Source organism: Burkholderia sp. 4NA327C6, assembly GCF_005502655.1.
In the GTDB taxonomy this organism is placed as follows: domain Bacteria; phylum Pseudomonadota; class Gammaproteobacteria; order Burkholderiales; family Burkholderiaceae; genus Burkholderia; species Burkholderia contaminans.
This window is the reverse complement of record NZ_SCNZ01000009.1, coordinates 24,612-38,055: the sequence shown is the minus strand read 5'-3', so window position 1 is coordinate 38,055 and position 13,444 is coordinate 24,612. Positions and strand designations below refer to the sequence as shown.

13 protein-coding genes are annotated in these 13,444 nt (G+C 66.7%); 8 read left to right on the top strand and 5 right to left on the bottom strand.

The genetic code is table 11. The annotated features are described in order from the left end of the window. Positions 1-25: 25 nt before the first annotated feature. Both hemA and FFS49_RS11645 read right to left on the bottom strand, forming a co-directional pair. A complete protein-coding gene (gene hemA / locus FFS49_RS11650) occupies positions 26-1,324 on the bottom strand; it encodes a glutamyl-tRNA reductase (protein WP_039352123.1) in 1,299 nt (432 codons plus the stop codon). A 26-nt stretch (positions 1,325-1,350) separates the two neighbouring features. After that, positions 1,351-2,112, bottom strand: a complete 762-nt coding sequence (locus tag FFS49_RS11645) for a response regulator transcription factor (RefSeq protein WP_105816495.1) — start codon at positions 2,110-2,112, stop codon at positions 1,351-1,353. Between the two features lie 171 nt (positions 2,113-2,283). Between FFS49_RS11645 and FFS49_RS11640 the strand changes: the two genes are divergently transcribed. Genes FFS49_RS11640 through FFS49_RS11625 form a run of 4 tightly spaced genes read left to right on the top strand, consistent with a single transcriptional unit; the run spans position 2,284 to position 5,598 of the window. Beyond that, the gene (locus FFS49_RS11640) at positions 2,284-2,538 is read left to right on the top strand and encodes a hypothetical protein (protein WP_039352130.1); all 255 of its coding nucleotides are present in this window, start codon (positions 2,284-2,286) and stop codon (positions 2,536-2,538) included. 18 nt (positions 2,539-2,556) lie between these two features. Then, entirely contained in the window at positions 2,557-4,371 is a 1,815-nt protein-coding gene (locus FFS49_RS11635; RefSeq protein WP_071335558.1) for an aminopeptidase P family protein, read from the top strand. Positions 4,372-4,426: 55 nt separating this feature from the next. Further along, positions 4,427-4,978 carry a cysteine hydrolase family protein gene (locus FFS49_RS11630; RefSeq protein WP_105816496.1) on the top strand — a complete coding sequence of 184 codons (552 nt, stop codon included), beginning with the start codon at positions 4,427-4,429 and terminating at the stop codon, positions 4,976-4,978. Beyond that, positions 4,975-5,598, top strand: a complete 624-nt coding sequence (locus tag FFS49_RS11625; protein ID WP_039352135.1) for an HAD-IA family hydrolase — start codon at positions 4,975-4,977, stop codon at positions 5,596-5,598. Before FFS49_RS11630 ends, FFS49_RS11625 begins: the two co-directional genes overlap by 4 nt. A 136-nt stretch (positions 5,599-5,734) precedes the next feature. Here FFS49_RS11625 and ettA read toward each other — a convergent pair whose 3' ends face one another. From ettA to gcvA, 3 genes are all read right to left on the bottom strand, one after another. Further along, complete coding sequence (gene ettA, locus FFS49_RS11620; RefSeq protein WP_039352138.1) at positions 5,735-7,402, bottom strand: energy-dependent translational throttle protein EttA; 1,668 nt, start codon at positions 7,400-7,402, stop codon at positions 5,735-5,737. Between the two features lie 205 nt (positions 7,403-7,607). Beyond that, on the bottom strand, positions 7,608-7,916 hold the full coding sequence (locus tag FFS49_RS11615) for a DUF3761 domain-containing protein (protein WP_105816497.1): 309 nt from the start codon (positions 7,914-7,916) through the stop codon (positions 7,608-7,610). A gap of 80 nt (positions 7,917-7,996) precedes the next feature. After that, the gene (gcvA, locus tag FFS49_RS11610) at positions 7,997-8,914 is read right to left on the bottom strand and encodes a transcriptional regulator GcvA (RefSeq protein WP_039352144.1); all 918 of its coding nucleotides are present in this window, start codon (positions 8,912-8,914) and stop codon (positions 7,997-7,999) included. Between the two features lie 192 nt (positions 8,915-9,106). On the opposite strand from gcvA, the gene FFS49_RS11605 reads away from it, so the two are divergent. From FFS49_RS11605 to FFS49_RS11590, 4 genes are all read left to right on the top strand, one after another. Then, positions 9,107-10,426 (top strand): MFS transporter, encoded by a 1,320-nt coding sequence (locus FFS49_RS11605; RefSeq protein WP_105816498.1) that lies wholly within the window; start codon positions 9,107-9,109, stop codon positions 10,424-10,426. 82 nt (positions 10,427-10,508) lie between these two features. Next, positions 10,509-10,853: an MmcQ/YjbR family DNA-binding protein gene (locus FFS49_RS11600; RefSeq protein WP_105816499.1), complete on the top strand. Its 345-nt coding sequence runs from the start codon at positions 10,509-10,511 to the stop codon at positions 10,851-10,853. 414 nt (positions 10,854-11,267) lie between these two features. Further along, complete coding sequence (gene gabP, locus FFS49_RS11595) at positions 11,268-12,659, top strand: GABA permease (protein WP_039352153.1); 1,392 nt, start codon at positions 11,268-11,270, stop codon at positions 12,657-12,659. 279 nt (positions 12,660-12,938) lie between these two features. Next, entirely contained in the window at positions 12,939-13,439 is a 501-nt protein-coding gene (locus FFS49_RS11590) for a glycoside hydrolase family protein (protein WP_076841684.1), read from the top strand. Positions 13,440-13,444 lie beyond the last annotated feature (5 nt).

Genomic DNA, 13,444 nt, shown 5'->3' with positions numbered 1-13,444 from the left:
CCGGCGGCAGGGCGATCGGCCGGCGCTAGTGGCCGGACTGGTCGTTCGAGCGCGGTGCGTGCTGGTAGAAGCCGCGCATCAGGTCGATCAGCGAATCGCGATCGGCGCCGTTCACGCGGTTGAGCGCGCTCGTCGGGCCGTGGATCAGCTTGTTGGTCAGCGCCTGCGACAGCGCTTCGAGCACGGCGGCCGGATCGTCGCCGCGCGCGAGCAGCTTCTGCGCCTTGTCGACTTCGGCACGGCGCAGTGCGTCGGCCTGCGTATGCATGTGACGGATCACCGGCACGACGCTGCGCGTGTCGAGCCATTGCATGAAATTCTGCACGCGCGTTTCGATGATCGTTTCGGCCTGCGCGACCGCAGCCTGACGCGATGCATTGCCTTCGCGCACGATCGCGCCGAGATCGTCGACGGTGTAGAGGAACACGTCCTTCAGCTTGCCGACTTCGGGCTCGATGTCGCGCGGCACCGCGAGGTCGACCATGAAGATCGGCCGGTGGCGGCGTGCCTTCACCGCGCGCTCGACTGCGCCAAGGCCGATGATCGGCAGCGTCGACGCCGTGCACGACACGATGATGTCGAACTCGTGCATGCGGGTCGGCAGGTCGGCGAGCGGCATCGCACGGCCGTTGAAGCGTTCGGCGAGCCGCTGGCCGCGTTCGGCCGTTCGGTTCGCGACGACGAGCTCGCGCGGGCCTTGCGCGGCGAAGTGCGTCGCGCACAGCTCGATCATCTCGCCGGCGCCGATGAACAGCACGCGCTGATCCGACACCTTTTCGAAGATCCGTTGTGCGAGGCGCACCGCGGCGGCGGCCATCGACACCGACTGCGTGCCGATTTCGGTCGTGCCGCGCACTTCCTTCGCTACCGCGAACGTGCGCTGGAACAGCTGGTTCAGATAGGTGCCGAGTGCGCCGGCTTCCGTCGCGGTGCGAACGGCGTCCTTCATCTGGCCCAGAATCTGGGTTTCGCCCAGCACCATCGAATCGAGGCCGGATGCGACGCGAAATGCGTGCCGGACCGCTTCCGACTGCGGCAGCGCATAGACGTGCGGCGCGAGTTCGCCGACCGGGATCCGGTGATACTCCGACAGCCAGCGGATCGCGCCTTCGCGTGCCGCGCGATCGTCGGTCGCGCAATACAGTTCGGTGCGGTTGCAGGTGGAGAGGATCGCCGCTTCGGGCGTATTGGGCGCCTGGGGGCCGAGAAACACGTTCTTGAACGTGACGAGAGCCGGCTTGATCTGCTCGAGCGGAAACGCCACGCGTTCGCGCAAGGCGACAGGCGCAGTGTGGTGATTGATTCCGATCGTGAGGAGTTGCATATCGAGGGCTATCGTTTAGCCCCATATTATAGCGTTTCAGCGATTTCCTCACTCGCCGCATACCGGGCATCAGCGTGGCGGGGCCGGGAATTTGGGGGCTCGATCGGCACGCGGTCGAGCTGATAGCCGTAGCCGTAGAGCGGCAGCAGCCGGTAGCCGCGCTCCGGAAGCAGCCGGAGTTTGCTGCGCAGCCGGGACGCATGGGTATCGAGCGTGCGCGACTTCATGTCGCGGCGGCGCCCCCACACCGTTTCGAGGATATGGGCGCGCGACACCGGCCGCGACAGGTTCGTGAACAGCAGCTGCGCGAACCGGAACTCCTTCGGCGTGAGTGAAACGATTGCGTCGTCGAACCGGACGAGGCAATGCGTGGCATCGAAAGCGTATTCGCCATACATTTCGCGCGAGCGGGTGGGTGGCCGGCGCACGCCGGCACGCCGGCTCAGCGCGTTGACGCGCGCGAGCATCTCGGGTCCGCTCACGGGGCGCACGAGGCAATCGTCGGCGCCCGCGTGCAGGCACGAGACGATTTCGCTTTCGCGCGGCAGCTGCATCACGGCGATGGCCGGCAGCCCGGGCAGGATGGTCTGCGCGCGCGGGATGACTTCCTCGGCCGGCTGGTCGCCGGCCCAATGGCCGGTGATCAGCATGTCGCAGGTGTCGGTGGCGAGCCACTCGAAGAACGCAGCACTGGACGAAAACGCGTGGCACACATGACCGCCTGCGAAGAGCAGGCGGTTCAGGAGCGCGGCATGGCGCGCTTCCGGATCGATCAGAGCGATTCGCATGAGAATATCTTCAATACGGCAGCCGGCGCGCGCTTGCCATAACGTCGAGTCGGCCCCTAAACTCGAATGTTGGCGGCACCCGGCTGGTCTCGGGTTCGATGGATAAATCGATGCTAGCCGTTGGCAACGTTCACGCCTATGGGACGAATCTGAATTTATAGAAGGCGTCGAATGAACTGGTTTGGAATCCTTGTCCTGGGAGCGGCCGTCGGGCTGTTCGGCCGATGGCTGCATCCGATGCGGCGCACGGGCCGGCCGGCGTGGTGGATCGCGGTGCTCGCCGGCATCGTCGGCGCGGGGGCGGCCCGCATGGCCGGCAATCTCTCGGGACTGTTTTACGATGGCGAGACGCTCGAATGGCCGGTCTGCACCGGTGTCGCGTTCCTCGTCGTAGCCGTGACGGTTACGCTGTCGGCCCGTCGCTGAATGTTCTCAGGTGAAATCATGAATGCCCGTCTTCCCGAAGTCTCGCCGGTGCCGGCCCGCCTCGCGCTGCTGCGTGGCGCCATGGCCCGCGAGGACCTGGCCGCCTATCTCGTGCCGTCCGCCGATCCCCATCTATCCGAGTACCTGCCGGAGCGCTGGCAGGCCCGCCGCTGGCTGTCCGGCTTCACGGGCTCGGTCGGCACGCTGGTCGTGACCGCGGATTTCGCGGGGTTGTGGGTCGACAGCCGCTACTGGGTGCAGGCCGATGCCGAACTGGCCGGCACGGGCGTGCAACTGATGAAGATGACGGGCGGCCAGCAGAGCGCGCCGCACGTCGACTGGCTCGCGCAGAACGTGGCGGCAGGTGCGACGGTCGGCGTCGACGGCGCCGTGCTCGGCGTCGCCGCCGCACGCGGGCTGACCGGGGCGCTGAATGCACGCGGCATCGCGCTGCGCACCGATCTCGATCTGCTCGACGCGATCTGGCCCGAGCGGCCGGGCCTGCCCGGCGACGCGGTGTTCGAGCACACGGCGCCGCAGGCCGACACGACGCGCGCGAGCAAGCTGGCCGAAGTGCGCCGCGCGATGCGCGCGCAGGGTGCGCAATGGCATTTCGTCTCGACGCTCGACGACCTCGCATGGCTGTTCAACCTGCGCGGCGCCGACGTCAACTTCAATCCCGTATTCGTTGCGCACGCAATGATCGGCGCCGATCGCGCGACGCTGTTCGTCGCCGACGGAAAGGTGTCGCCGGCGTTGGCCGCGTCGCTCGCGAAGGATGGTGTCGACGTTCGCGCCTACGACGCCGCGCGCGCCGCGCTCGGGTCGCTGCCCGACGGCGCGACGCTGTTGATCGACCCGCGCCGCGTGACGTTCGGCACGCTCGAAGCCGTGCCGGCCGGCGTGAAGCTCGTCGAGGCCGTGAATCCGTCGACGTTCGCGAAGTCGCGCAAGACGTCCGCCGAGATCGAGCACGTGCGCGTGACGATGGAACACGACGGCGCCGCGCTCGCGGAATTCTTCACGTGGTTCGAGCAGGCGGTGAACCGCGAGACGATCACCGAGCTGACGATCGAGGAAAAGCTCACGGCCGCCCGCGCCCGGCGCCCCGGCTACGTGTCGGCGAGTTTCGCGACGATTGCGGGCTTCAACGCGAACGGCGCGATGCCGCACTACCATGCGACGCCGGCGTCGCACGCGACGATCGCCGGCGACGGCCTGCTGCTGATCGATTCGGGTGGCCAGTACGTGACGGGCACGACCGACATCACGCGCGTCGTGCCGGTCGGCACCGTCAGCGACCTGCAGCGGCGCGATTTCACGATCGTGCTGAAGTCGATGATGGCGCTGTCGCGTGCCCGCTTCCCGCGCGGCATCCGCTCGCCGATGCTCGACGCGATCGCGCGCGCACCGATGTGGGCGGCGGGGCTCGACTACGGCCACGGCACGGGGCATGGCGTCGGTTACTTCCTGAACGTGCACGAAGGCCCGCAGGTCATCTCGCACTACGCGCCGGCCGAGCCGCACACGGCGATGGAAGAAGGCATGATCACGTCGATCGAGCCGGGTGTGTACCGCCCCGGCCAGTGGGGCATCCGGATCGAGAACCTGGTCGTGAACCGCGCGGCCGGGCAGACGGAATTCGGCGATTTCCTCGCGTTCGAGACGTTGACGCTGTGCCCGATCGACACGCGCTGCGTGCTGATCGAGATGCTGCACGACGACGAGCGCGCATGGCTGAACACGTATCACGCGACGGTGCGCGAGCGCGTCGGCCGGCACCTGAGCGGCGATGCGAAAGCGTGGCTCGACGCGCGCACGCAGCCGATCTGACACAACAGGCGATAACGGCCGGACAACGGCCGAACGACACAACCGAGGGCAGGCAATGGCGGACACCGCAGTGATCGTGGTCGACATGCAGCGCGGGCTGGTGCAGCGGGCACGGCCCGCTTACCGGCTCGATGACGTGGTAACGGGCATCAACCGGCTGACGGCGGCGGCGCGCGCGGCGAACGCGCCCGTGTGCTTCGTGCAGCACGACGGCGATGCGGACGACGACATCGTGCCCGGCACGCCGGGCTGGGAGCTGCATGCGGGGCTGGTCGTCGGGAACGACGACTGGCGCGTGCGCAAGCAGGTGAGCGACTCGTTCCACGACACGCCGCTCGCGGCGCAGCTCGACCGCCACGGCATCCGTTCGGTGCTGATCTGCGGCTATGCGACCGAGTTCTGCGTCGATTCGGCCGCACGCCGCGCGGCGCTGCTCGGCTACCGGACGACCGTCGTATCCGATCTGCACACGACGAACGAGCGCACGCACCTGTCGGCCGCGCAGATCGTCGCGCACCATCACTTCGTATGGCAAAACAATTCGCTGTCGGGCAACCCGGTGACGCCGCGCCCGCTCGCGGAGGTTCTTTCGACGGAGTTCGCATGACGATCAAGGCCGTGGTGTTCGATTTCGGCGGCGTGCTGATCGACTGGAGCCCGGAGTACCTTTACCGGGAGCTGATTCCCGACGACGCGGAGCGTCGCTGGTTCCTCACGCACGTGTGCGCGATGGACTGGGTGATCCGTCAGGACGGCGGGCAAACGATCGAGGAAGGCACGGCCGAGCTCGTCGCGAAGTTTCCGGAGCACGAGGCGCTGATCCGCGCGTTCTACGCGCGCTGGCACGAAATGATCGGCGGCGTGCTCGAAGAGGGCGCCGCGCTCGTCGATCGCCTTGAAGCGCAGGGGATGCCGCTGTTCGGGCTGACGAACTGGTCCGCGCAGACATTCCCGTATGCATGGGACAACTTCCCGGTGCTGCGGCGTTTCAAGGAGATCGTCGTGTCGGGCCGTGTGAAGCTCGTGAAGCCCGATCCGGCGATCTACCGCGAGATGCACGCGCGGATCGAGCCGCACTTGCCGGGCATCGCGCCGCACGAACTCGTGTTCATCGACGACAACGCGAAGAATGCCGCGGCCGCGACGGCGCTCGGCTGGCACGGCATTCATCATACGAGTGCGGCGGTGACCGAGGCGCGGCTGCGCGAGCTGGGCGCGCTCGCGTAAGCGGCGGGCGAGCAGCCGGCCATCAGATAGAAAAAGCGGGCCGGCGGCCCGCTTTTTTGTTGTGCTGCTCCTGAAGCGGCCCCCCTCGGCGACCGGCCCCGCGTTGCCGCGGTGCCTGGCACCCGGGCCGTTCCGGTCAGCGGCTGATCGGCTTGTAGCGCAGGCGCTTCGGCTTCGCGGCTTCCTCGCCGAGACGCGCGCGCTTGTCGGCTTCGTACTCCTGGTAGTTGCCGTCGAAGAACGTGACCTGCGAATCACCTTCGAATGCGAGGATGTGCGTCGCGATCCGGTCGAGGAACCAGCGATCGTGCGAAATCACCATCACCGAACCCGCGAATTCGAGCAGCGCGTCTTCCAGCGCGCGCAGCGTTTCGACGTCGAGGTCGTTCGACGGTTCGTCGAGCAGCAGCACGTTGCCGCCTGAGATCAGCGTCTTCGCGAGGTGCAGGCGGCCGCGTTCACCGCCGGACAGGTTGCCGACGATCTTCTGCTGGTCGCCGCCCTTGAAATTGAAGCGGCCGATGTACGCGCGCGACGGCGTTTCGTACTTGCCCACCGTCAGCACGTCGGCGCCGCCCGAGATTTCCTCGAACACCGTCTTCGACCCGTCGAGCGCGTCGCGGCTCTGGTCGACGTACGCGAGCTTCACGGTCGGCCCCATCACGACTTCGCCCGAATCCGGCTGTTCCTTGCCGGTCAGCATCTTGAACAGCGTCGACTTGCCGGCGCCGTTCGGGCCGATGATGCCGACGATCGCGCCGGCCGGGATCTTGAAGCTCAGATTGTCGATCAGCAGGCGGTCGCCGAACGACTTGCTGACGTTCTTGAACTCGATCACTTCATTGCCGAGGCGTTCGCCGGCCGGAATGAAGATTTCCTGCGTTTCGTTGCGCTTCTGGTATTCCTGGCTGCTCAGCTCCTCGAAGCGCGCGATACGCGCCTTCGACTTCGCCTGGCGGCCCTTCGGGTTCTGGCGCACCCACTCCAGTTCCTTCTTGATCGCCTTCTGGCGCGCCGATTCCGACGCTTCTTCCTGCTTCAGACGCTCTTCCTTCTGGTCGAGCCAGCTGCTGTAGTTGCCCTTCCACGGAATGCCGTGGCCGCGGTCGAGTTCGAGAATCCACTCGGCCGCGTTGTCGAGGAAGTAGCGATCATGGGTAACCGCGACCACGGTGCCGGGGAAGCGCACCAGGAACTGTTCGAGCCAGTCGACCGATTCCGCGTCGAGGTGGTTGGTCGGTTCGTCGAGCAGCAGCATGTCGGGTTTTTCGAGCAGCAGCTTGCACAGCGCGACGCGGCGCTTTTCACCGCCCGACAGGTGTTCGATCTTGGCGTCCCACGACGGCAGGCGCAGCGCGTCCGCGGCCACTTCGAGCTGCTGCTCGGGGCTGCCGCCGTCGCTCGATGCGAGGATCGCTTCGTACTTCGCCTGCTCGGCTGCGAGCGCGTCGAAGTCGGCGTCCGGCTCTGCATACGCCGCGTAGATTTCCTCGAGCTTCTTGTTGGCCTGGAACAGGTCGCCGAGGCCTTCCTCGACGGCTTCGCGCACCGTCTTCGTCGGGTCGAGCTGCGGCTCCTGCGGCAGGTAGCCGATGTTCAGGTTCGGCATCGGCGTCGCTTCGCCTTCGATGTCCTTGTCGACGCCCGCCATGATGCGGATCAGCGTCGACTTGCCCGAGCCGTTCAGGCCGAGCACGCCGATCTTCGCGCCGGGAAAGAACGACAGCGAGATGTCCTTCAGGATCTGGCGCTTGGGCGGCACGATCTTGCCGACCCGGTTCATCGTGAAAACGTATTGGGCCATTTCGGTGTGAAATTCAGAAGTGGTTGAGACTGCCGCGCAGCGCGCGGGCGTGGCGGCGTCGGGTGATTCGGTACGGAGCGTGCCGCGCAGGGCGCGGCGGCGTCGCCGCGTGTCGGCGGCGCGAGCGGCTATTGTACTTCGCCGCCGAGTGTCGCTGACAGCGGCGGGTGGCGGCAGCGGTCCGGACTGGCCGTTCGGCCGGGGGCTACAGCCACGCGGCAACGCCGCCGTGCCCCGAGCACGTGCCGCGCCGGTGACGGCTGAAGCTGTACGTGCCGTCGCGGCAGCGCGCGCTCGCGCCCTCGGGCACGCGGCCCGATTTCGAATGTGCGGGTGCGTGCACGGTGTCGCCGTCGCGGTTGCGATACGTGTCGTGGCGGTCGAGATCGGCTTCGTTGCCGTAGCCGGGCGATGCGCGATAGGCATGCGCGGCAGGCGGTAACGCGGCACACGCGACAAAGAGCGCGGCGGACAAGGTCGCGATGCGTGTCGCGCGGCGGAGCAGGGCAGGCATGGTCTCTCTCGGTCTGTTGTTATCGGTGTCGGGCCGCATGTTAGCCGATCGGCCGAGGAACCGCGCCGAGAGGGACGGCGCTACGTCGTGCCGGACATCGATGCCGCGCCATCGGCCAGTGCGGCGTCGAGGATCCATCGGCGGAATGCGGCGACCTTCGGCCGCTCTGCGTGGTGCGGCGGATAGACGAGGTAGTACGCGAAATCGTCGAGCCACGCGACGTCGGCGAGCTGCACGAGCCGGCCGCTCGCCAGCTCGCCGCGCACCATCGCGGCCGGCAGCAGCCCGGCGCCCTGGCCGGCGACGATCGCCTGCAGCAACAGGCCCGAGTCGTCGAATGCAGGGCCGCGCGGCGGGCCGAAATCGTCGATCCGCTGCGCGCCGAACCAGATGTGCCAGCCCTTGCGCTCGGCGTCGTGCAACTGCGGCCAGCCGACCAGGTCGGCCGGCGTCGCCGGCATGCCGAGCCGCGCAACGAGTTCGGGCGACGCGAGCGCGACGATCTCCACCGTCAGCAGGCGCTCGCTGCACAGCCCGATGTAACGCCCGAGGCCATGACGGATCGCGACGTCGACGCCGTCGCGCGAGAAATCCGCCAGCGCGTGGCTCGTGACGACCTGCAGGTCGACGTCCGGGCAAGCTTCTCGAAACTGCGCGAGGCGCGGGACGAGCCAAGCGGATGCGAAAAATGGCGTGACGCTCACCGTCAGCACGCCGCTGTCGGCAGCGCCCGACACGCGCTGCGACGCATCGGCGATCTGCCTGAACGCGTTGCGCACCGGCGGCAGGTAGTCTCGGCCGGCGGCCGTGAGCAGGATGCCGCGGTTGACGCGCTCGAACAGCTGCACGCCGAGATGCGTCTCGAGTGTGCGGATCATCTGGCTTACCGCGCCGGGCGTGACCGACAGCTCCTCGGCAGCCACCTTCACCGACAGGTGGCGGGCGGCCGCTTCGAATGCGCGCAGCGCGTTGAGAGGTGGCAGACGGGAACGATTCATTCAGTTTTTCTAAATCGAAAGTCCGACGAAATATCGTTTGAGACGATGCGTACGCGCGAGTACCGTTGACGCATCGGATCGCAGGCTTCACGACTGCCTGTCGGCGGCCAGTGCGATCAACATAGTTCAACTATATCCAGGAGGCAATCCGGACGCCGCGTGCTGCCGGTGGAACCTGAGAGGAGCATCGTCATGAACCGCCCGCGCGCATCGCGCCTTTTCTACGACTGGTACGTGGTTGCGGCCGCGTTTGCCGCCACGTTCGTCGGCTTCGGCAGCGCATACACGTTCAGCGCGTTCGTCGAGTCGCTGCAGCGGGATTTCGCCGCGTCACGCGGGCAGATCTCGCTCGTGTTCTCGCTTGCCGGCTTCCTGTATTTCGGTTTCGGCATCGTCAGCGGGCCGCTCGCCGACCGCTTCGGCTCGCGGCGGCTTGCCGTCGCCGGGATGCTGCTGACGGGCATCGGGCTCGCGGCTGCCGGCGCCGCGCAGACGCTGATGCAGGTCTATGTCGCGTACGGTCTCGGTGTCGGGCTCGGCGTTGGCTGCGCGTACGTGCCGGCCGTCGGCGCCGTGCAGCGCTGGTTCGTGCGCCGGCGCGGCTTCGCGTCGGGGCTCGCGGTCGCCGGTATCGGCGTCGGTACGCTGGTGATGCCGCCGCTTGCATCCGCGTTGATCGCGCATGTCGGCTGGCGCGGTGCGTATTTCACGCTGGCCGTGATCGCGATCGTGATCGGCGCGGGGATGTCGCTGCTGATCGAGAACGATCCGCGCGGACGGGGGTTGCTGCCGGACGGGGAGGCGGCGCATGAGCCGGTGGAAGGCGGCGGCGCGAAGGTCACCGGGCGCGATGCAGGCGCTTCGGTGTCCGGCGCGGCAGTGGGCCGCAAGCCGGTTGCGGCTTCGACGTCTGCCGGCGCGACGGTGCGCGAAGCCGTCACGTCGCGTCCGTTCGCGAGCCTTTACGCGGCATGCCTCATCTGCTCGTTCGGCGTGTTCGTCCCGTTCGTTCATCTCGTGCCGTACGCGCTCGATCATGGCGTCTCGTCATCGACGGCCGTGCTGCTGCTCGGCGCGATCGGCGTCGGCAGCACGGCCGGCCGTTTCTTCCTCGGGGGCCTCGCCGACCGTTTCGGCCGCCGCACATCGCTGCTCGCGATGTTCGCGGGCATGGCCGTCGCACTCGTCGCGTGGGCCGGTGCCGGCACAGTCGCCACGCTTGCCGCGTTCGCACTCCTGTTCGGTGTGTTCTATGGCGGCTGGGTCGCCGTGCTGCCGGCAGTCGTGATGGACTATTTCGGCGGCCGTAACGTGAGCGGGATCATCGGCGTGCTTTATACGAGCGTCGCATTCGGCACGCTGATCGGGCCGACCGCGGCCGGCTTCATCTACGACGCGGGCGGCGGCTATCTCGTGCCGATCCTGGCCAGCGCCGCAGCGAATGCGATCGCCTTCGCGATCGTCGCCACGACGGGGCGAGCGTCGACGGCCGCACGTGCGGCGCGCGGATAGGCGCGCTTAGGTCGACGCACCATCGCGCGAATTCCGGTAGGGTGGCGGATCGTGAACCGACGGCATCCAGCCGGGAGGCTCCATGACATTCGACGAAGTCCGGCGGATCGCACTGGCGTGGCGCGGCGTCGAGGAAGGCACGTCATACGGCACGCCCGCACTCAAGGTGAAGGGCAGGATGCTCGCGCGACTGCGCGAAGACGGCGACACGCTTGTCGTGAAAGGCGTCGGCCCCGACGAGCGCGCGTGGCTGATCGAATCGGAACCTGACGTGTATTACGTGACGGATCACTACGTCGGCTGGCCGATCGTGCTGGTGCGGCTGTCGGTGGCCCGTCCGGACGCCGTGAAAAACCTGCTTCTGCGAGAATGGCAGGCCGTCGTCCCCGCCAAATGGCGTGACGAGATGGCGAACGGAGCGCGCTGACGCGCCGGTTGCGACTGGCTGACCCGGTGTCGCCGGGTGGTTTCGGCGCGCTCGCGAGTCGCCACGAACGGCACAAGCGTTGCATCGATCGATGTCGATGCAACAAGTGGTTCCATCGAAATTCTTCAATTGGTTCTTAGTGAAGAACCGTTTGATGCTTACACTCCTTCGCTTCGAAGGCAGCTGACAAAAGCCGACGGAAAGGGCGCACGCGATGCGCCGGCGCCCTGCGTGCCGCATCGCACCCGCAGCTTCGCAGACTGCGTCGCGACCCGTTCCGGAACGGCCCCCGATCCGGCTGCGCGCCTGCAACCATGCAGGTGCCGCATCCGGCACGGCTCAAGAACCACAATCCCCCTTGCTGCCTTCACGCGATACCCGGCCATACCGGAACCGTTTTTTGGAGAGAGACAGATGAGTGGAAGCAACACAGGCCTCGGTACGGGCCTGAAGCAGCGGCACGTGACGATGATGTCGATTGCCGGCGTGATCGGCGCGGGCCTGTTCGTCGGCTCCGGCCACGCCATCGCGGAAGCCGGCCCGGCGTCGATCCTCGCGTATGCGATCGCGGGGGTGCTGGTCGTGCTGGTGATGCGCATGCTAGGCGAGATGGCCGTCGCGCATCCGGACAGCGGTTCGTTCTCCACCTATGCCGATCGCGCGATCGGCCACTGGGCCGGTTTCTCGATCGGCTGGCTGTACTGGTGGTTCTGGGTGCTCGTGATCCCGATCGAGGCGACCGCCGCCGCGACCATTCTCAATGCCTGGTTCCCCGGCGTCGCGACCTGGGTCTTCGCGCTCGGCATCACGCTGGTGCTGACGGTGACCAATCTCTTCTCGGTCAAGAACTACGGCGAATTCGAATTCTGGTTTGCGCTGATCAAGGTCGTCGCGATCGTCGTGTTCCTGTGCATCGGCGGTGCGGCGATCGTCGGCATCATTCCGGCGCCGGCCGTGTCGGGCGTGTCGAACCTGTTCGTGCACGACGGCTTCATGCCGCACGGCGCCGGCGCGGTGCTCGCGGCGATGCTGACGACGATGTTCTCGTTCCTCGGCACCGAGATCGTGACGATCGCGGCCGCCGAATCGGACAACCCGCAACGCCAGATCGTGCGCGCGACGAATTCGGTGATCTGGCGTATCACGCTGTTCTATCTCGGCTCGATTCTCGTCGTCGCGGCCATCGTGCCGTGGAACGACCCGCTGCTGCCGAAGCACGGCTCGTATCAGCGCGCGATGGAGCTGATCGGCGTCCCGAACGCGAAGGCGATCATCGACGTGATCGTGCTCGTGTCGGTCGCGAGCTGCCTGAATTCGGCGCTGTACACCGCCTCGCGGATGCTGTTTTCGCTGTCCAAGCGCAAGGATGCGCCCGCGTTCCTGCACCGCACCGATTCGACCGGCACGCCGCGCGCGGCCGTGCTCGCATCGACCGCGTTCGGTTTCGTGACCGTGATCGCGAACTACCTGATGCCGGAACAGGTGTTCGGCTTCCTGCTGGCGACGTCGGGCGCGATCGCGCTGCTCGTGTATCTCGTGATCGCGATCTCGCAGCTGCGGATGCGCAAGACGCTCGAATCGACCGGCGCTGACCTGACGTTGCGGATGTGGCTGTTCCCGTGGCTCACGTGGGCGGTGATCCTGTTCATCTGCGGCACGCTGACGGTGATGCTCGTGAGCGAGGACCACCGGATGGAAGTCGGTGCGACGGCCGTGCTGGCGCTGATCGTGCTGCTGGCGTCGTGGCTGAACAAGCGTGGGCGTGATGCGCAGGCGAACGCGGGGCGGCAGGTTTCGGCGACGTGATCTGATCGAATGAGGTAACGACGGGGCGCGAATTCCCGGGCGTGAAAATGGCCTGATCGGCGTTTGCCGGTCGGGCCAATTGCTTTTTTGCGCGGGTACGCGGATACACGTGACGTCACGCTGTCCGGTCTTTCGTACCCCGCGATCGTTGATGTGCGAACGCGTCAAAATCGAACTCGTCTGATTCCTTTGCCAACGGCAACGCCATACATTGATCGCTTCGAGAACCGAAGTGAACGATGAGGTCGACTTGCGTTAGCGGTCGCGCCGGGAGGGCAAATGGCGAACGAAAGCCTGAGATTGAGCGACGCAGGGTGGGCGGAGCTGCGGAGGCGTGAAAGCGCGGTCATGGCTTACTACAACGATCAGGCGAACAACTGTACCTACGGTATCGGAACGCTGGCTCACACCGGGCCGTGCACCCCGGAAGAATTGCGCACGCCGGTTACGACGACGCAAGTCAATGCACAACTCGCGGTCCGGGTCCGTCGGGCGGAAGCCGCCGTGCGACGACATGTATCGGTTCGGCAATTGACGCAGCTGCAGTTCGATGAGCTCGTCAGCTATGCCTACAATACAGGCAACACAGGTGCGCTGGCCGTGTTCCGTTCAGCGAATCGGAGCGACGACGCGGGCGTGGTGTCGCACATGAATCAGCGTGTCTGGATTCATCCGCGAGACGATAATGGGCGTCGTCTGGCGCCCGTTCGTTCAAACGGGCTTGTCAACCGGCGCCGACTTGAATCGGCGCCGTTCCAGCCACAACAGAGGGCACCGTGAGAACG

Excerpts from the sequence above, each read along its gene's own strand:
- hemA (WP_039352123.1), bottom strand. The coding sequence starts at position 1,324 with ATGCAACTCCTCACGATCGGAATCAATCACCACACTGCGCCTGTCGCC.
- FFS49_RS11645 (WP_105816495.1), bottom strand. The coding sequence starts at position 2,112 with ATGCGAATCGCTCTGATCGATCCGGAAGCGCGCCATGCCGCGCTCCTG.
- FFS49_RS11640 (WP_039352130.1), top strand. The coding sequence starts at position 2,284 with ATGAACTGGTTTGGAATCCTTGTCCTGGGAGCGGCCGTCGGGCTGTTC.
- FFS49_RS11635 (WP_071335558.1), top strand. The coding sequence starts at position 2,557 with ATGAATGCCCGTCTTCCCGAAGTCTCGCCGGTGCCGGCCCGCCTCGCG.
- FFS49_RS11630 (WP_105816496.1), top strand. The coding sequence starts at position 4,427 with ATGGCGGACACCGCAGTGATCGTGGTCGACATGCAGCGCGGGCTGGTG.
- FFS49_RS11625 (WP_039352135.1), top strand. The coding sequence starts at position 4,975 with ATGACGATCAAGGCCGTGGTGTTCGATTTCGGCGGCGTGCTGATCGAC.
- ettA (WP_039352138.1), bottom strand. The coding sequence starts at position 7,402 with ATGGCCCAATACGTTTTCACGATGAACCGGGTCGGCAAGATCGTGCCG.
- FFS49_RS11615 (WP_105816497.1), bottom strand. The coding sequence starts at position 7,916 with ATGCCTGCCCTGCTCCGCCGCGCGACACGCATCGCGACCTTGTCCGCC.
- gcvA (WP_039352144.1), bottom strand. The coding sequence starts at position 8,914 with ATGAATCGTTCCCGTCTGCCACCTCTCAACGCGCTGCGCGCATTCGAA.
- FFS49_RS11605 (WP_105816498.1), top strand. The coding sequence starts at position 9,107 with ATGAACCGCCCGCGCGCATCGCGCCTTTTCTACGACTGGTACGTGGTT.
- FFS49_RS11600 (WP_105816499.1), top strand. The coding sequence starts at position 10,509 with ATGACATTCGACGAAGTCCGGCGGATCGCACTGGCGTGGCGCGGCGTC.
- gabP (WP_039352153.1), top strand. The coding sequence starts at position 11,268 with ATGAGTGGAAGCAACACAGGCCTCGGTACGGGCCTGAAGCAGCGGCAC.
- FFS49_RS11590 (WP_076841684.1), top strand. The coding sequence starts at position 12,939 with ATGGCGAACGAAAGCCTGAGATTGAGCGACGCAGGGTGGGCGGAGCTG.